Here is a 17,441-nt window from a genome sequence, read left to right as displayed (position 1 = left end):
CCAGCGCGGCCACCAGGTACTCGGTCTCGGTCAGGCCGGTCATGAAGATGATGGGGATGTGCGAAGTCAGCGCATTGGCTTTCAGGCGGCGGGCGACTTCGAAACCGTCCATGCCGGGCATCATGGCGTCCAGCAGCACGATGTCGGGCAGCACCTGCGCGGCACGGTCCAGCGCCGCTTGGCCGTGGGTAGCGACCAGCACGGTGTAGCCGGATTCGTCCAGTGCGTCGTGCAGCACCGCGAGGTTGTCGGGTACGTCGTCCACGATCAGCACCACATCGCTGTTGGCGCGGTCCAGCGTGAGGTCCAAGGGACGAAGTGCGTGTTTAGTTTTCATGAATAACCTTGTTCAATTGCTGGCCCATCGACTCAAACTGGAATTGCCGGGCCAGTTGGCGCATTTCCCTCACAAAGGGCGCGCAGTGTGGCTCGCTGGCCTCGATCTCGTCGAGCTGATTGATGATGCCGCGGTAAAAGCCCAGGCTCACCACCTCACGCAAAGCGTCCAACTGGGTCGGTGCGGGGTACACCAGCGCCAGCGTTGCCGGTGTGACGGGTGAAGCCGCAAGCTTGGATTGCGCAGGGGTCGTCGCCGGCGTCAGCCAGGTGAGCGACAGCCGCAAGGTCAGCCAGTCAAGCAACTCGGAGTGGCGCACCGGTTTCAGGATGAAGTCTTCGGTAGGAATGCCCACATCGTTGTCCAGCCCCTTGTCAAACGCATTGGCCGAGACGATGGCGATACTGGCCGGAGCGCTTGGGCCATGGCGCTCGCGCTCCAGCGCCCGGACGCGGCGAATGGTTTCCCAGCCATCGATGCCGGGCATGGCCAGGTCCATGAAGATCACATCGGGTTGGTAGCCGGCGGTCAGCAGGTCCAGGCAATCGTGGCCACTGGCTGCGGTGCGCAACTCAAAACCCAACGGTTGCAGCAGATGCATCAGCAACTCGCGGTCGGCCTCTTCGTTGTCCACCACCAGCACGCGGCGCCGCGCTCCCTCGTAGCCCAGGCGCTGCTTGCGTGGCGACGACCAAGGCTGGTCCGCCGAGGAGCCCGACAAGGACAAAGCCCCCACCGCGCCCGCCGTGACGCGCACCTCGGGCAGGAACAGCTTCACTTTAAAAATTGAGCCGACGCCGGGCGTGCTCTTTACCGTCAATTCGCCGCCCATCAGGTCGGTCAGCATCTTGGCGATGGTCAGGCCCAGACCCGAACCGGGCGCAGCGGCACCGGGCGTGTTGGCACGCGTAAAGGGCTCGAAAATGCGCTCATGCTCCTGGGCCGACAAACCTGGCCCGGTGTCTTCAATCTCCAACACGGCCATCTCGCGGGCGTAGCGAATGCGAAACGTGACTTGGCCCTGCAAGGTGAACTTGATGGCGTTGCCCAGCAGGTTGATGACGATCTGGCGCACCCGCTTTTCGTCGGCCCGCACCACGTCAGGCAAGGTGCCGTCTTCAACATAGTGAAAGGCCAGCCCCTTGGCCTGCGCCTGCAACTCAAACAGACTGGCAATGTCTTGCATCATCGATGCAAAGTGCATCGGTTTGGCGCTCAGCGTGAGCTTGCCGCTCTCAATGCGGGCGATGTCCAGCGTGCCTTCAATCAGCGAGAGCAAATGCTCGCCACCGCGCTTGATGACGCTCACCGCCTGCTGCCGGTGCGCCGGTATGGAGGCGTCTTCACCCATCAACTGCGCGTAGCCCAGGATGCTGTTGAGCGGCGTGCGCAGTTCGTGGCTGATGGCGCTGATGTAACGGCTCTTGGCCTGGTTGGCCTGATCAGCCGCATGGCGCGCCTGCTCGGCGGCCAGCTTGGCCCGCTCCGCAACCTGCCGGGCGGTCTGCAAAGCCACATCGGTTTGCCGGTGCAACTCAATCTCGCGCATCAGAAGATGAGTTTGCCGGTTCGATTCCTCTTGCGCCACTTGGCGGCTCTTGTGCGCCAGCACCACCCACCAGACCACCAACCCGGCGATGACGATCAGCGCCATGTAGGCCTTGATAAACCCCGAGCGCAGCGCGGCATGCGGGGCCTCTATCACGGCGCTGTCGATCATCCCCAGCGTGCGCAATTCCTGGTGGTAAAGCAGGCCAAATACGCACGCCAGCAGCGGCACGATGACGGCCATCAGCAACAAAAAGTAGCCCAGCCCGGTGTCCAGATACGGCCAGACGCGCCGGGGCAACAGCCACTGCAAGGTGGCCGACCACTGCGCCGACAGGCTGGCTTGGGGTTTGCACATGTCACCGCAGCGGGCATCCAGCGTGCAGCACAAGGAGCAGATCGCGCCTTGGTAAGCGGGGCAATGGGCCATGTCCGGCCCTTCGTACTCACGCTCGCAGACCACGCAGCGCTTGAGTGTGTAGCGCTGCAAGGGCTGGTAAACGCCAACGGCCTCAGGCGCCGATTCCTCGCTGCGGCGCGCGATGTAGTACTTGCCTTGAGTGGCCCACGCAATCAACGGCGCAGTGACAAACGCCGTGCCCAGCGCAATCAGCGCCGAGAAGGCCTGCGCCATGGGGCCGAACACACCCAGATGCGCCGTCACCGACAGCACCGAGGCCAGCGCCATGGCCCCCACGCCCACCGGGTTGATGTCGTACAAATGCGCCCGTTTGAACTCGATGCCGGGCGGGCTCAGGCCCAGCGGTTTGTTGATGACCAGATCGGCCACCACGGCCATCATCCAGGCGATGGCGATGTTGGAGTACAGCCCCAGCACATCGCCCAGCGCCTGAAACACGTTCATCTCCATCAACACGCCCGCAATCAGCGTGTTAAACACCACCCACACCACGCGCCCCGGGTGGCTGTGCGTGAGGCGCGAGAAAAAGTTTGACCACGCCAGCGACCCGGCATAGGCATTGGTGACGTTGATCTTGAGCTGCGAGATCACCACAAATAGCGCGGTGGCGGCCACCGCCCAGCCGTAGTTCGGAAACACATACTCATAGGCCGCCAGGTACATCTGATTCGGGTCCACCGCCCGGTCTGAGGGAACCGCGTGGCTGATGGCCAGGTAGGCCAGCAGCGCGCCGCCCAGCATCTTGACCACGCCCAACACGACCCAGCCCGGCCCGCCGGCCAGCACACTCCACCACCAGCGCTTGCGGTTGGCAGGCGTTTTGGCGGGCATGAAGCGCAGGTAGTCGGCCTGCTCGCCCATTTGCGTCATCAGCGCAATGCCGACGGTCAGTGCTGCACCAAACAGGGGCAGACTAAAACCAGCGTCCACACCTTTGTCGCCTATGTAGTGCGCCACACCCGAAAAAGCACCAGGATCGCGCATCAGCACAAACACAAAGGGCACCACCAGCATCACCAGCCACACCGGCTGGGTCCAGACCTGCAGGCGGCTGATGGTGGAAACGCCGTGGGTCACCAGCGGGATCACCACCAGCGCACAGATTAAATAGCCCCAGCGTGGCGGAATGTTCAGCGCCAACTCCAGCGCGTAGGCCATCACGGCCGCCTCCAGCGCAAAGAAGATGAAGGTGAACGAGGCGTATATCAGCGAGGTGAGCGTGGAGCCGATGTAGCCAAACCCGGCGCCACGCGTGAGCAAATCCATGTCGACGCCGTAGCGGGCGGCGTAAATACTGATCGGCAAACCGGCCAAAAAGATGATCAATCCGGTGGCCAGAATCGCCCAGAAAGCATTGGTAAACCCGTATTGCACCAGCAGCGTGGCGCCCACCGCTTCCAGGATCAGGAACGAGGCCGCCCCAAAAGCGGTGTTGGCCACACGCCACTCGGACCACTTGCGAAAGCGCTGCGGCGTGAAGCGCAGCGCGTAATCTTCCATCGTTTCGCTGGCGACCCAGCCGTTGTAGTCGCGGCGCACCTTCACCACGCGCTGGGTGGCGTCGGGGAGGGCATCGGTGTTGCTAGCAAGCTGGAGGTCGGTGATCACACCAACATGGTGCAGTTTTCATGCCACGGCCCCCAGCGGGCGATTCAGGTCAGCGTGCTTTGATTCGGAATGCCGTCAATCGGGGCTTCATCGGTGCCAATGGTGGTGCGGGTAAACGACTCCACCTGGCGCCGCGCCGCCTCGGGGTCGCGCAGCCAATTGTCATAAAACTCGAATGGACACGCCGCCACACCTTTGTCGCCCTCACCGGAATTAATGACGCCGGTGTAACCCCGGTGCAGCAGTTTGAACAAATGATTTTCTGACTGTCCGTTGCGCCGGAAGTCGCGAATCAGGTGCTTGGAGAGCGCCGCGTACTGAATGCCCATCTCTTCTTCGCCGCATTCTCCCAACGTGCGGCCGTCAAAACCGATCAGGGCAGAGTGACCAAAGTAAGAGTAAACACCGTCAAAACCAGCCGCATTGGCCACTGCCACGTAGGTGTTATTGGCAAATGCCATGGCTTTGGAGATCAGGATTTGCTGCTCTTTGGCCGGGTACATATAGCCTTGGCAACGCACAATCAACTCTGCCCCGCGCATGGCGCAGTCGCGCCAGATTTCGGGGTAGTTGCCGTCATCGCAAATGATCAGGCTGACCTTCATGCCTTTGGGACCGTCGCTCACATAGGTGCGGTCGCCCGGATACCAGCCTTCAATCGGGGTCCAGGGCATGATTTTTCGGTACTTCTGAACAATCTCGCCCTGGTCGTTCATCAAAATCAGGGTGTTGTACGGCGCTTTGTTCGGGTGCTCCTCGTGCCGCTCGCCGGTCAGCGAGAACACGCCCCACACTTTGGCATTGCGGCAAGCCTGGGCAAAGATGGCGGTCTCGGCGCCCGGCACCGTGGCCGCGTTCTCGTACATTTCAGCCGCGTCGTACATGATGCCGTGGGTGCTGTACTCCGGAAATATCACCAGATCCAGCCCTGGCAAACCCTTCTTCATACCCTCCACCATGCGGCCAATGTTGTGGCAGTTTTCCAGCACTTGCGCGTGGGTATGCAAACGCGGCATTTTGTAGTTGACCACCGCCACACCGACGGTGTCTTTGCTGCTTGATATATCACCATGAATCATAGGAGCCTCGATTTTTAAAGTGACCAAAAAGTGGCCAAACTCAGTGACTGATCATCCAGGGCCGCTTGCTGGGAAACGCCTTGTTGCCATTGGTTGCGGTCACCGTGGCACCCCGTTTGGACGAAGTGGAACAGCAACCACAACCGGCTGGGTGTTTGAGCCGGGCGTAGTCGCCCGAGCGCTTGGGCTCATGCTGGGCACGCTCATTGACGTCCATCGCGGTGCGCGTGCTGTCCTCCATCAAGGCCAGACGCGGCGCACTGACAAACACGCGCATCGAGGCGGCGCTGCAAACCGGGCAGACCGCAGCCTCGTTGCGCGCCGACAGCGTGCGAAACGCCTCAAATCCACCACATTGGGCGCAGGCATAGTCGTAGGTAGGCATCTTGCGTGACTCCTGGTGGGTCAGAACAAATCGGGCGACAGCGGCATGTCAATCGAACCGTCAAGGTGCTTGATCGGCCCGGCAGCATTCGGGTTGATGTCGAAGTCAAAAATCTGCGTCGGCAACCACAAGGTGGCGCACGAGTTGGGCACATCCACCACCCCGCTGATATGGCCCTGCACCGGGGCCGTGCCCAAAATCGAATAAGCCTGGGCGCCGGAGTAACCAAACTTTTTCAGGTACTCGATGGCGTTCAGGCAGGCCTGACGGTAGGCCACTTGCACGTCGAGGTAGTGCTGTTTGCCGGCCTCATCCACCGAGATGCCTTCAAAGATCAGGTAGTCGTTGTAGTTGGGCGTCATCGGGCTGGGTTTGAACACCGGGTTCTTGATGCCGTACTTGGCCATACCGCCTTTGATCAAGCTGACCTTCATGTGGACCCAGCCGGCCATTTCAATCGCACCGCAAAAGGTGATTTCGCCATCGCCCTGGCTAAAGTGCAAGTCACCTACGCTCAAGCCTGCGCCATCCACATACACCGGGAAAAACACTTTGGAGCCGCGTGACAAATCCTTGATGTCGCAGTTGCCGCCGTGCTCGCGGGGCGGCACGGTGCGTGCGCCTTCCATGGCGGCCTTGTCGCGGGCTTCGCCAGTCATGCGGCCCATGTGCGCAGTGCCCGCCGAGGGTGGATTGGCCAGACCGGGAACGCGATCGGGGTCGGTGGCAATCAAGTCGCCTTCTCGTTTATTCCACATATCCAGCATGGCCTTGTCAGGCAGGCACCCGATCAGGCCAGGGTGAATCAAACCGGCAAAGTTAACGCCCGGAATATGGCGCGAGCTGGTGAACATGCCTTTGAAATCCCAGATGGATTTCTGCGCTTGCGGAAAGTGGTCTGTCAAAAAGCCACCGCCGTTTTTCTTGCTGAAGAAGCCGTTAAAGCCCCACAAGCTGTCTTGCTTGGCACCAATATCGAGCAAGTCAACCACCAGCAAATCGCCGGGCTCGGCGCCCTTCACGCCCACCGGGCCGGACAGGTAATGCACAGTGCTCAGGTCGATGTCGCGCACATCGTCCGCACTGTCGTTGTTTTTGATGAAGCCACCGGTCCAGTCGAAGGTTTCCAGAATAAAGTCATCGCCCGGCTTGACCCAGCAGGCCATCGGAATATCCGGGTGCCAGCGGTTGTGAATGTTCTCGTTCTCGGTGGGCGACTTGGTCAGATCAACTTTGATAAGGGTGTCAGTCATGTCATATCTCCTGAAGTGGTGAGGTGGGACGAAAAATACAAAAGTTAAACGGAAAGAAATTGCTTGATGCGCGCCGTGTCGGTCTCAGCGCGGGTGCTCTCGTGGACCAGTTGCCCGCCTTCAATGACGAACAAGCGGTCGGCCACATCCATCGCAAAACTCAGCACCTGCTCGGACACCACAATCGTGATCTCGCGCATCTTGCGAATCTCGTTGAGGGCCTTGGCAATGTCTTTGATGATGGAGGGCTGGATGCCTTCGGTCGGCTCGTCGAGCAGCAACACTTTGGGGTTGGTCACCAGGGCGCGCGCAATTGCGAGCTGTTGTTGCTGGCCACCCGACAAGTTGCCGCCCCTGCGACGGCGCATGTCAAACAAGACCGGAAACAAGGCATAGATTTCTTCAGGAATCTGCTTGTGGCTGGCGTTCTCCAGCCCGGTTTGAATGTTCTCTTCCACCGTCAGGGTCGGAAAAATCATGCGCCCTTGCGGCACGTAGGCCACCCCTTTGGCCACCCGCAAATAACTCTCGTCTTTGGAGATGTCTTTGCCGTCCACCGTGATGCTGCCGGACTTGAGTGGCAACACGCCAATGAGTGACTTGAACAGCGTGGTCTTGCCCATGCCGTTGCGGCCCATGATGGCCACCGTTTCGTTCTTGTTGGCATTGAAGGTGATGCCGCGCAGCGCCTCGCTTTGCCCGTAGCTCACATGAAGGTTGGTAACGTTCAACATGGTTTGTCTCCTTAGTGGCCTAAATACACGTCAATCACGCGGGGATCGGCCTGTACTTTTTCCATCGAACCTTCGGCCAGGATTTTTCCCTGGTGCATGACGGTCACCTTGTCGGCAATCCGCTTGACAAACTCCATGTCGTGCTCAATCACAATCATGGCGCGGCCCTTGCAAATGCGTTTGAGCAGCTCGGCCGTCAGCTCACGCTCGCGCACGCTCATGCCGGCAATCGGTTCGTCCAGCATCAACAACTCGGGGTCTTGCATCAGCAACATGCCGATCTCCAGCCATTGTTTTTGACCGTGTGACAGCAAGCCCGCTTCGATGCCCAGTTGGCCTGCCAGACCGATCTCGGTCGCAACCGACTGCACCTGGCTTTTGACTTCATCGGTGCACTTGAAGAACAGCGCGCCAAACACACCTCGGCCCTGCGGAAAGGAAACTTCCAGGTTTTGAAACACCGTCAGGTTTTCATAAATGGAGGGCGTCTGAAACTTGCGACCAATCCCTGCGCGCACGATTTGGTACTCAGGCAATACCGTCATCTCGTCATTTTTGAACTTGATGCTGCCTGTACTGGCGCGTGTTTTGCCACATATCAAATCCAGCAGAGTGGTCTTGCCAGCACCATTAGGACCAATGATCACGCGCAACTCGTTTTGGTCAACGTAGAGGTTCAGGTTGTCAATCGCCTTGAAGCCGTCAAACGACACGGTCAAGTCTTCGACCGTCAATACAAAATCATTTTTTTTCATGGCTGATCTCCAAGGTTCAAGCTTTTTGGCCGGCCAAACCATCTGGTTTGGCTATCTTTTGGCGGGCCGCCCAGCGTTTGACCCACCAGGGTTTGACGCGTTGCGTGTAAACGCCTGCCAGACCGTCCGGGAATGCCAGCACCACACCGAGAAACATGCCGGCCATCAGGAACAGCCATACATCGGGGAAGGTCTCAGAAAAGTAGGTCTTGCCAAAGTTCACCAGCAAGGCGCCATAAACTGCGCCCACCAAGGACATCCGCCCCCCCACCGCGGCAAAGATCACCATTTCGATCGAGGGCACGATGCCTACCAGTGAAGGCGACATAAACCCCACTTGCAGCGTGAACATTGCGCCACCGATAGCGGACAGAAAGGCGGCAAAGCAGAAGGCAAAAACCCTGAACATCGCCACGTCGTAGCCCGAGAAGCGAACCCGGTCTTCTTTGTCCCGCATGGCGAGCAGCAGCGTCCCCAGCTTGCTCTTTTGGATCCAGGCGCAGACCATGATGGAGCCCAGCAACAAGAAAACGGTGAGGTAATACAGGATGTACTTGGCACTGTCGGTGCGGGTGTCCCAACCCAGAATGGTTTTAAGGTCAGTCATGCCGTTGACGCCGCCGGTGTAGCCTTGCTGGCCCACGATGAGCACGGTAAGAATCAGCGCGACGGCCTGCGTGATGATGGCAAAGTAAACGCCACCTACCCGGCGCTTGAACATGGCGTAGCCGATGATGAAGGCCAGCAACGTAGGCACCACCAGAATCAACAGCAAGGTCAGCGGAAAGGAGCGGAACGGTTCCCACCACAGCGGCAAGGCGGTAATTTGATTCCAGTCCATAAAGTCTGGAATGCCGGGCGTGGATTGAATTTTGGTGGTGATGGGGTCGCTGGCTTCAAGCTTGAGAAACATCGCCATGGCGTAGCCACCCAAACCAAAAAACACCCCCTGGCCCAGACTAAGCACCCCGCCGTAGCCCCACAGCATCACCAGGCCCAGGGCAACAAAGGAGTAACTCAGGTACTTGCCTACTAAATTCAGGCGGAACAAGTCGAGGGTTAACGGAAAAAAGACCAGCAGCACGCCTGCCAATAACAGCAAGCTGCCCAATTTGTTGCGGTCTATCCATTGCTTGATGTTGTTCATAGGAGACTCCAATTGAATGTCGATGAGGAGGATGGCTTCAACCGGGGCGGACTAGCGCCGCACCTTGGAGGCAAAAAGGCCTTGCGGGCGCAGCATCAGGATGGTGACGATCAGCGTCAGGGTCAGCACCTTGGCCATGGACCCGGCCATGAAAAACTCGGCGATGGACTGGGTTTGTGCAATGCCAAAGGCCGACACCACAGTGCCGAGCAAGCTGGCAGCGCCACCAAAGGTCACCACCAGAAACGCATCCACAATGTAGAGCGAGCCACTGGTCGGGCCGGTCGATCCAATGGTGGTAAAGGCTGCGCCTGCCACCCCGGCGATGCCGCAACCAATGGCAAACGTGAGTCGGTCGGTCTTGCTGGTGTTGATGCCAATCGCGTTGGCCATGATCCGGTTGGACACGGTGGCGCGCACCCGCAGCCCCCAGCGTGATTTGTGCAAAGCCATCAACACCCCGCAGGTGACCAACAGCGTGAGCGCCATCACCAGCATGCCATTGATAGGAATATCAAGCCCTGCGGCGGGCGACCAGGAACCCATCAACCAGTCGGGCAGCGTGGGGCTCACCTCTTTGGCGCCAAACGCGGTGCGGAAAATCTGCTGCATCCCCAGCGACAAACCCCAGGTGGCCAGCAAGGTGTCGAGCGGGCGTCGGTACAAGTGGCGAATAAACAGCCACTCCACGGCCCAACCGACGGCAAACGCAAAAATAAAGGCCGCCACAATGGCGAATGGAAAGTAGGCCTGCGCCAGCTTGGGGGCGTAGGTCTCGGCCAAATGCGAGAAGAAATAAATCGTATAGGCGCCGATGGTCATGAACTCGCCATGCGCCATGTTGATCACGCCCATCTGGCCGAAGATGATGGCCAGCCCCAGCCCCATTAACAACAGCACCGAAAACAGGCTGAGCCCGGCAAAGCCTTGCATCAGGCCGATATTGAGCATTTCAGAAGGTGACATGATGAGCTCCGATCCGGGTCGCGTGGCATGAATGCCAGGAAGGTTGATTAACTTGAAACCCCTGGCTGGCACGGTTCAACCGTGAAGGCCAAACCGCCCAGCGCAGGGTTTCCTACTTACTGGTAACCCTTGGGGAATGGGTTGGGTTCGATCAACGCAGTGGACTCTGACACCACCTTGAACTGTCCGTTCGCCTGGGCCTGACCGATGCGGGCCTTGCTCCACAAGTGGTGGTTGTCGTGCAGCTTGACGTAGCCTTCCGGTGCGGTCTTGAGCTCGATACCGGCGGAGGACGCTGCAATCTTGTCCACATCAAAGCTACCGGCTTTTTCAACTGCTGCTTTCCACAGCCAGGGCCCCAGGTAACCCGCTTGCGTCACATCGCCAATGACGGCGTCTTTGCCATACTTGGCCTTGAACGCGGCGACAAAAGCCTTGTTGTTGGGGTTGTCGAGCGACTGGAAGTACTTCATCGACGAGTAGAAGCCATTCATGTTCTCGCCGCCGATGCCCAGAACTTCGTCCTCGGTCACGGAAATAGTCAGCAAAAATTGTTTTTCTGCGGTGACGCCAGCGGCCTTGAGCTGCTTGTAGAACGCCACATTGGAGCCGCCCACCACGGCGATAAAAATACAGTCGGGCTTGGCGACCTTGATCTTGTTGATCAAGGAGTTAAAGCTGGTGCTGCCCAAGGGGTAGTACTCTTCGCCGACCACTTTGCTACCGGCTGGCAGGTGACCTTCGATGTGCTTGCGCCCGATCTTCATGGAGGTGCGGGGCCAGATGTAGTCAGAGCCCACCAGGAAGAAGGTTTTGGCCTTTTTCTCTTTTGACGCCCAATCAAGGCCGTACAAAATTTGCTGCGTGGCTTCCTGACCGGTGTAGATCACGTTTTTGCTTTGCTCCAGACCTTCATAAAAGGTGGGGTAATACAGCATGCCATTTTCTTTTTCGAAAATAGGCAACACCGCTTTGCGCGAGGCCGACGTCCAGCAACCAAAGACGGCTGCGGCACGGTCATTGACCAGCAACTTCTTGGATTTTTCAGCAAAAGTGGGCCAGTCGGAGGCGCCATCTTCCTTGATGACCTTGATCTTGCGACCCAGCACACCGCCCATGGCGTTGATCTGATCGATGGCCAACTGCTCGGCTTGAATGGAACCCGTTTCCGAAATCGCCATGGTGCCGGTGGCTGAATGCAACTGGCCCACCGTCACTTCGGTGTCGGTGACCGCCAGCTTGGTCGTGTTGACCTTGGCGGTTGGAAACTGTTGCGCTTGCGCCCACAGCGGCAAGCCCGCCAGCAAAGGCGCAGCGGCCAGGCCCTGCACCAGACGGCGGCGGTTAATGAGAGGGGAATCGCGATGGTCGTTTGACATGGTGAGCTCCAGCGGTTGATGAATAAAGTGCCAACCTTTTGTGTTGGTCTGAGTTCAATCATCCAAAAAAACAACGCAACACCCAATACGTCAATCAACGTAGTTCGACTTTGTCAACCGGGTTTCTACCCATGCACCAAAGTGCAGGCTCACTTCTTGCGTTGTTACTTTTTGACTGGAGTAACGAGTTGAGCAAGGCAAGCGCACAAAAAATTTTCCGTATTCGCCGCGAATACAACGCCTGGGTGGCCGATGAGTCAATTGAGGACTACGCCCTGCGCTACACGCCACGCGGTTTTCGCAAGTGGTCGGAGTGGCGCGTGGGCAATACGGCGTTTGGCGCGGTGTCTTTTCTGGCGCTGGAGGCGATTGGCGGTGCGATGGGGCTGAACTACGGTTTTTCCAATGCGCTCTGGGCTATTTTGGCGGTCGGACTGATTACCTTTTGCACCGCCTTGCCGATCAGCTATTACGCCGCACGCTACGGCGTGGACATGGACTTGCTCACGCGGGGTGCCGGTTTTGGCTACCTGGGCTCCACCATCACCTCGCTGATTTACGCCAGCTTCACCTTCATATTTTTTGCGCTGGAGGCGGCCATCATGGCGCTGGCGTTGCAGATGTACTTGGGCCTGCCGATTGCCTGGTGCTACGTCATCAGTGCCGTGCTGGTGGTGCCGCTGGCGGTGCGCGGCATCACGCTGATTTCAAAACTGCAAATCTGGACGCAGCCGCTGTGGGGCGCGTTGTTACTGTTGCCGTACTTGGCCGTGCTGATAAAGCAGCCACAGGCCTTTCTTGATTTCACGGGCATGGTCGGCCACACCTCGGGCAGCAGCGAATTCAACCCGCTGATGTTCGGGGCCGCCGCCACGGTGGCGTTCTCGCTGGTGGTTCAGGTTGGGGAGCAGGTTGATTTTTTGCGGTTTTTACCCGAAAAAACGCCGACCAACCGCAAGCGCTGGTGGGGCGCCGTGTTGCTGGCCGGGCCGGGCTGGGTGCTGCTGGGCATGCTCAAAATGTTGGGCGGTGCGTTTCTGGCTTATCTGGCGCTGCAGCATGGCTTGTCGGCGGCGCAAGCGGTGGAGCCGACCCAGATGTACCTGGCTGGATTCGCTTATGTGTTTGCCGACCCGGCCTGGGTGATGGCCGCGACGGTCGGGTTTGTGGTGCTGTCGCAACTCAAAATCAACCTGACCAATGCCTATGCCGGGTCGCTCGCCTGGTCCAACTTTTTTGCGCGACTGACCCACAGCCACCCCGGGCGCGTGGTCTGGCTGGTGTTCAATGTGGCGATTGCCCTGCTTTTGATGACGCTGGGGGTTTTCTCGGCACTTGAAAAGGTGCTGGGCCTGTTTGGCAATGTGGCGGTTGCCTGGGTTGGGGCGCTGGTGGCCGATCTGCTGATCAACAAACCGCTGGGGCTGAGCCCGCCCGGCATCGAGTTCAAACGCGCCCATTTGTACGACATCAATCCGGTGGGCCTGGGCGCGATGCTGCTGGCAGCGGGGATGGGTGTGCTCGGCTACGCCGGCGTCCTGGGCGCGCAAGCGGCCGCCTTTTCACCCTTTATGGCGCTCGGTACGGCGCTGCTGGCGTCGCCCCTGTTGGCCTGGATCACTCAAGGGCGTTATTACATCGCTCGCCAACCACAGGCCAAGGGCCGGGCGGGCCAAAAGGTGACCTGCCATGTGTGCGAGAACACATTCGAGTCGGACGACATGGCCAGTTGTCCGGTTTACGACGCCCCGATTTGTTCTTTGTGCTGCACTCTGGAGTCGCGTTGCCACGACCGCTGCAAGCGCGGCTCGCGCGCGGGCGAACAGGTCGAACACTGGCTTGGTTTGTTGTTGCCGCAGGCCTTGTCACGGCGCCTGAATTTTCGGGTGGGTCATTATTTTGTGGTGGCTTTGTCGCTGTGCGCCTTGCTGGCAGCGGTGATGGGCATGGTCTATAGCCAGGAAACAGCGCGGGTGCTGGCGGCGGATCAGAGCGCGATGCTGCGGTCTGCGTTTATCAAGGTATTCGCCATGTTGCTGCTGATCACGGCGGTGTGCAGTTGGTTGGTAGTGTTGGGCAGTGAAAGCCGTCGCATGGCGCAAGACGAGTCCAACCGGCAAAACCAACTGCTCTCAGTTGAGATCGAGGCGCATCAGCGCACCGACACGGCACTGCAAAAAGCCAAGGACCTGGCGGAGTCAGCCAACCAGGCCAAAACACGCTACGTGGCGGGCGTCACCCACGAAATGCGCACGCCGCTCAACAGCATTTTGGGTTACGCCCAAATTTTGCTCAAAAACGAGGCACTGACCCAAGCGCCGCGCAACGCGGTGCAAACCATTCAGCGCAGTGGCGAGCACTTGCTGGCGTTGGTGGACGGTTTGCTGGACCTGGCCCGGATTGAGGCGGGGCGCTTGCGCCTGGAGACGGCGCCATTGCCCCTGCCTGATTTTCTGGACGGTTTGGTGAGCATGATGCGACCGCAGGCAGAGGCGCGTGGGGTTCGATTTGTTTATACCCACAGTGGGCGTATGCCAGCCTGGGTGCAGGCCGATACCAAGCGTTTGAGCCAGATTCTCATCAACCTGCTGAGCAATGCCGTTCACTTTACCGACCAGGGCAGCGTCACGCTGCATGTGGATTGCCGTAGCGATGTGATCCGGTTTGACATTGTGGACACCGGCATTGGCATTGAGCCACAAGACCAGGAGCGAATTTTCATGCCCTTTGAGCGGGGTGCGGCGGGCCGACGGCGCGGCGAGCCCGGTACCGGGCTGGGCCTGACCATCACGGGCTTGCTGACCTCGCTGATGGGCGGCGACCTGTCCTTGCAAACCCAATCGGGTGTTGGAAGTACCTTTAGCGTGCGGCTCTACCTGCGCGAGATTGATGACCCCGGCCCAAGGGCTGAACCACCTCTGCAGATTGCTGGTTTTTTTGGCAAACGCCGAACCCTGCTGGTGGTGGATGACCAACCAGTTCAGCGCCAGATGTTGGCTGGCATGTTGACGCCGCTCGGCTTTGCCATCACCGAGGCGGCCAGTGGCCTTGAATGCCTGGATTACCTGGCCGATAAACAGCCGGATGCCATCCTGCTCGACATCTGCATGGACGGCATGGACGGTTGGCAAACGGCGCAGCAGATTCGCAGCCGGGGCTACACCTCGGTGCCGATCATCATGGTGTCGGCCAACGTGCTTGAGAACCACAGCAGCTTGCTTAAATCGGCGGGCTGCCAGGCCTTTGTCAGCAAGCCGGTGCTGGAGTCTGAATTGATGGCCGCCTTGCAGCGGCACCTGGGCCTGGAGTGGAAGGCCGCAGGTGCATCGGTGCCAGTGGAGCCGATCACGCCCCAAGCTGGCGAGGCCCGTTGGCAACTGACCGAGGACGCACGGACTGAGCTGATTCACCTGGTGCAGCTGGGTCATGTTCATGGTCTGCATCGTTTGCTGGACCGCTTGAGCGCCGAAAACCCGTCCATGACCGCTCACGTTCAACACCTGCGCGAATTTGTAAGCCGCTGCGAACTGGAGTCCTTGCTGGACCACTTGAAGAAGTACGAAGATGACATTGAAGCCTGAAGAGATACCTGACGAAAAACCTGCTGCGCACCGCCCTGTGGTTCTGGTGGTGGATGACACGCCCAGCAGTCTGGGCATGTTGTGCGACACACTGGAAGCCGAGGGCTACACCGTGCTGGTTGCCCGGGACGGCGCAGCGGCCCTGCAGCGACTGGAGTTGGTGGTGCCGGACGCCATTTTGCTGGATGCCGTCATGCCGGGTCTGTCTGGTTTTGAGACCTGCCGCCTGATCAAGGCCGACCCGGTGCTGGCACATATTCCGGTGATATTTATGACCGGACTGTCTGAAACGCAGCATGTGCTGGAAGGCTTTGCCTGCGGCGGGGTGGACTACGTGGTGAAACCGCTGCGTGCCGCAGAACTGGTCGCCAGACTGGTAACGCACACACGCAACGCCCACATCACCCGGCTGGCGCGGGAAGCGGTGGACGTGGCCGGTTTTGGCGTGGTGTTGGTCGATGCGCGGGGCCGCCTGGCCTGGCGCTCGCCCCAAGCCGCCTTGTGGCTCAAAAGCGTGGACGGCACCACCACCGATGGGCGTTTGTCAGACTCGCTCAACGCCGTCTTGCTTGACGAGCAGCAGCCGGTGCTGCTGAACCTGGGCCACCTGCAACTGTCGGTGCGCAATATGGGACGGGTCGGCATGGGAGAGACCATGCTGCTGCTGGAACAGCACAGTGCGAGCGAAGTGGCGCCGTCGCGCCTGGCCCAAGCGGCCCTGACTCCGCGCGAAACCGAAGTGCTGTCGTGGCTGGCGAAGGGCAAAACCAACCGCGACATTGGCGACATTCTGGGCATGAGCCACCGAACCGTGAACAAGCATCTGGAGCACATCTTCGAGAAGCTGGGGGTGGAAACCCGGGCCGCCGCCGCCGCGCTGGCCTTCGGTCACATGCTGTGACGCCATGCACCACAAAGAGGAATCTGGCGATGCCTTGTTTTGGTGCAACCCCACCAACCAGGCATCGGGGAGCCGCTGGCGCGCAGGCGCACTGGCAGACAGCGGTCGGTCCTGACCACGGCACGGCTTTTGCATGGTTAACCCTATGGAACTTACCCCTCGCGTTTGGTCCGCATTTGCGGCCGCACGAGCTAATGACCCCTGCATTAAGTGAAACGATATGGAACTAACGCCTCGCGAAAAAGACAAGCTGCTTATTTTTACCGCCGGCTTGCTGGCTGAGCGCCGCAAGGCCCGCGGTTTGAAACTCAATTACCCCGAGGCCCTAGCCTTGATCAGTGCCGCCGTCATGGAAGGCGCCCGCGATGGCAAAACCGTGGCGCAACTGATGAGTTTTGGGCGCACCATCCTGACCCGTGCCGACGTCATGGACGGCATCGCCGAGATGATTCCCGACATTCAGGTGGAGGCCACCTTCCCCGATGGCACCAAGCTGGTGACGGTGCATCAGCCGATTGTTTGACCGTTTGAACCCTTGCTTTGACATAGACAAAACCCTGATTTTGATTATTATTTTTTGCGGGCTGGCGGTCGTTTGTGGATACGCCGGCGCACGCCACTCTCAACCCCTTCACCGGAGACCGTCATGATGAATGCAAAATTATTGAAAGCTATTGTTTTTATAGCTGCTTGCGCATGTTCTACCTGGGCTAGCGCCCATTTAGGCACTGAAGTTGGCACCCCTTCAACGCTCGGGTTCTGGGAGGGTCTGCTGCACCCGCTCACGGGCTTGGACCACTTGGCCGCCATGCTGGCCGTGGGTTTCTGGAGCGCACTGACCGCCCGCCGACTTTGGACAGCCCCGCTGGCCTTTGCAGCCATGCTGCTGGTCGGCGCCCTGCTCGGCCTGGCCGGCATGGATCTGCCCGCGGTCGAGCCGATGATCGCGGCCTCGCTGCTGGTGCTGGGCTTGCTGGTGGCGTTGCGAACTGAGTTGCCTACCGCGCTGGCCGCTGCTTTGGTGGGCGTGTTTGCCCTTTTTCACGGTGTGGCGCATGGCACTGAATTCGCAGGCTCGGTACAGACTTGGGCGCCACTGGCGGGCATGCTCCTGACAACGGTGATGCTGCATATGGCCGGCCTTGGTTTGGGCTTGGCGCTGCGTCGGCGCAGTCTCTGGACGCCCAGATTGGCGGGTGCTGCGGTCACGCTGCTAGGCGGCGTCTTGCTGCTGCAAATGGTTTAACGAAAGCTCCCCCATGACCCCTGGCGAAATCATCATTGACAACGGCCCCGACCACGTCCTCAACCCCGGACGACCCGCGCTCAAACTGGTGGTGCAAAACA

At 59.5% G+C, this 17,441-nt stretch carries 14 protein-coding genes; 4 read left to right on the top strand and 10 right to left on the bottom strand.

From position 1 onward, the window contains the following. The 10 genes from WCG50_RS11515 to urtA form a co-directional block, all read right to left on the bottom strand. The coding region (locus WCG50_RS11515) for a response regulator (RefSeq protein ID WP_336899745.1) at window positions 1–337 on the bottom strand (337 nt) is incomplete at its 3' end. Beyond that, window positions 327–3,914: an ATP-binding protein gene (locus tag WCG50_RS11510; RefSeq protein ID WP_336899744.1), complete on the bottom strand. Its 3,588-nt coding sequence runs from the start codon at window positions 3,912–3,914 to the stop codon at window positions 327–329. The genes WCG50_RS11515 and WCG50_RS11510, both read right to left, overlap by 11 nt. A gap of 44 nt (window positions 3,915–3,958) precedes the next feature. After that, entirely contained in the window at window positions 3,959–4,993 is a 1,035-nt protein-coding gene (locus tag WCG50_RS11505) for an aliphatic amidase (RefSeq protein WP_336899743.1), read from the bottom strand. Window positions 4,994–5,033: 40 nt separating this feature from the next. Beyond that, complete coding sequence (locus WCG50_RS11500; protein WP_336899742.1) at window positions 5,034–5,378, bottom strand: zinc ribbon domain-containing protein; 345 nt, start codon at window positions 5,376–5,378, stop codon at window positions 5,034–5,036. A gap of 20 nt (window positions 5,379–5,398) precedes the next feature. After that, entirely contained in the window at window positions 5,399–6,631 is a 1,233-nt protein-coding gene (fmdA, locus tag WCG50_RS11495; protein WP_336899741.1) for a formamidase, read from the bottom strand. Between the two features lie 44 nt (window positions 6,632–6,675). Continuing rightward, a complete protein-coding gene (urtE, locus tag WCG50_RS11490) occupies window positions 6,676–7,365 on the bottom strand; it encodes an urea ABC transporter ATP-binding subunit UrtE (protein ID WP_336899740.1) in 690 nt (229 codons plus the stop codon). An 11-nt stretch (window positions 7,366–7,376) separates the two neighbouring features. Next, the gene (urtD, locus tag WCG50_RS11485) at window positions 7,377–8,120 is read right to left on the bottom strand and encodes an urea ABC transporter ATP-binding protein UrtD (RefSeq protein WP_336899739.1); all 744 of its coding nucleotides are present in this window, start codon (window positions 8,118–8,120) and stop codon (window positions 7,377–7,379) included. A 16-nt stretch (window positions 8,121–8,136) separates the two neighbouring features. Then, complete coding sequence (gene urtC / locus WCG50_RS11480; RefSeq protein WP_336899738.1) at window positions 8,137–9,267, bottom strand: urea ABC transporter permease subunit UrtC; 1,131 nt, start codon at window positions 9,265–9,267, stop codon at window positions 8,137–8,139. A gap of 51 nt (window positions 9,268–9,318) precedes the next feature. Continuing rightward, entirely contained in the window at window positions 9,319–10,233 is a 915-nt protein-coding gene (gene urtB / locus WCG50_RS11475) for an urea ABC transporter permease subunit UrtB (protein WP_336899737.1), read from the bottom strand. Window positions 10,234–10,349: 116 nt separating this feature from the next. Beyond that, window positions 10,350–11,612, bottom strand: a complete 1,263-nt coding sequence (gene urtA / locus WCG50_RS11470) for an urea ABC transporter substrate-binding protein (protein ID WP_336899736.1) — start codon at window positions 11,610–11,612, stop codon at window positions 10,350–10,352. Between the two features lie 188 nt (window positions 11,613–11,800). Between urtA and WCG50_RS11465 the strand changes: the two genes are divergently transcribed. The 4 genes from WCG50_RS11465 (at window position 11,801) to WCG50_RS11450 (ending at window position 17,340) form a co-directional block, all read left to right on the top strand. Beyond that, the gene (locus WCG50_RS11465; protein ID WP_336899735.1) at window positions 11,801–15,193 is read left to right on the top strand and encodes an ATP-binding protein; all 3,393 of its coding nucleotides are present in this window, start codon (window positions 11,801–11,803) and stop codon (window positions 15,191–15,193) included. Next, window positions 15,177–16,094 carry a response regulator transcription factor gene (locus tag WCG50_RS11460; RefSeq protein ID WP_336899734.1) on the top strand — a complete coding sequence of 306 codons (918 nt, stop codon included), beginning with the start codon at window positions 15,177–15,179 and terminating at the stop codon, window positions 16,092–16,094. The genes WCG50_RS11465 and WCG50_RS11460 overlap by 17 nt, the downstream gene beginning before the upstream one ends. A gap of 220 nt (window positions 16,095–16,314) precedes the next feature. Further along, on the top strand, window positions 16,315–16,617 hold the full coding sequence (gene ureA / locus WCG50_RS11455) for an urease subunit gamma (RefSeq protein ID WP_336899733.1): 303 nt from the start codon (window positions 16,315–16,317) through the stop codon (window positions 16,615–16,617). A gap of 123 nt (window positions 16,618–16,740) precedes the next feature. Beyond that, window positions 16,741–17,340: a HupE/UreJ family protein gene (locus WCG50_RS11450; protein ID WP_336899732.1), complete on the top strand. Its 600-nt coding sequence runs from the start codon at window positions 16,741–16,743 to the stop codon at window positions 17,338–17,340. Window positions 17,341–17,441: the final 101 nt, after the last annotated feature.

The organism is Rhodoferax sp. (assembly GCF_037143375.1).
GTDB lineage: Bacteria > Pseudomonadota > Gammaproteobacteria > Burkholderiales > Burkholderiaceae_C > Rhodoferax.
The sequence above is the reverse complement of the archived record's forward strand: the minus strand, read 5'-3'. Positions and strand labels throughout refer to the sequence as shown.

Bases quoted from the DNA above. Each gene is read 5' to 3' on its own strand.
- WCG50_RS11505 (WP_336899743.1), bottom strand. From the start codon at position 4,993: ATGATTCATGGTGATATATCAAGCAGCAAAGACACCGTCGGTGTGGCG.
- WCG50_RS11500 (WP_336899742.1), bottom strand. From the start codon at position 5,378: ATGCCTACCTACGACTATGCCTGCGCCCAATGTGGTGGATTTGAGGCG.
- fmdA (WP_336899741.1), bottom strand. From the start codon at position 6,631: ATGACTGACACCCTTATCAAAGTTGATCTGACCAAGTCGCCCACCGAG.
- urtE (WP_336899740.1), bottom strand. From the start codon at position 7,365: ATGTTGAACGTTACCAACCTTCATGTGAGCTACGGGCAAAGCGAGGCG.
- urtD (WP_336899739.1), bottom strand. From the start codon at position 8,120: ATGAAAAAAAATGATTTTGTATTGACGGTCGAAGACTTGACCGTGTCG.
- urtC (WP_336899738.1), bottom strand. From the start codon at position 9,267: ATGAACAACATCAAGCAATGGATAGACCGCAACAAATTGGGCAGCTTG.
- urtB (WP_336899737.1), bottom strand. From the start codon at position 10,233: ATGTCACCTTCTGAAATGCTCAATATCGGCCTGATGCAAGGCTTTGCC.
- urtA (WP_336899736.1), bottom strand. From the start codon at position 11,612: ATGTCAAACGACCATCGCGATTCCCCTCTCATTAACCGCCGCCGTCTG.
- WCG50_RS11460 (WP_336899734.1), top strand. From the start codon at position 15,177: ATGACATTGAAGCCTGAAGAGATACCTGACGAAAAACCTGCTGCGCAC.
- ureA (WP_336899733.1), top strand. From the start codon at position 16,315: ATGGAACTAACGCCTCGCGAAAAAGACAAGCTGCTTATTTTTACCGCC.
- WCG50_RS11450 (WP_336899732.1), top strand. From the start codon at position 16,741: ATGATGAATGCAAAATTATTGAAAGCTATTGTTTTTATAGCTGCTTGC.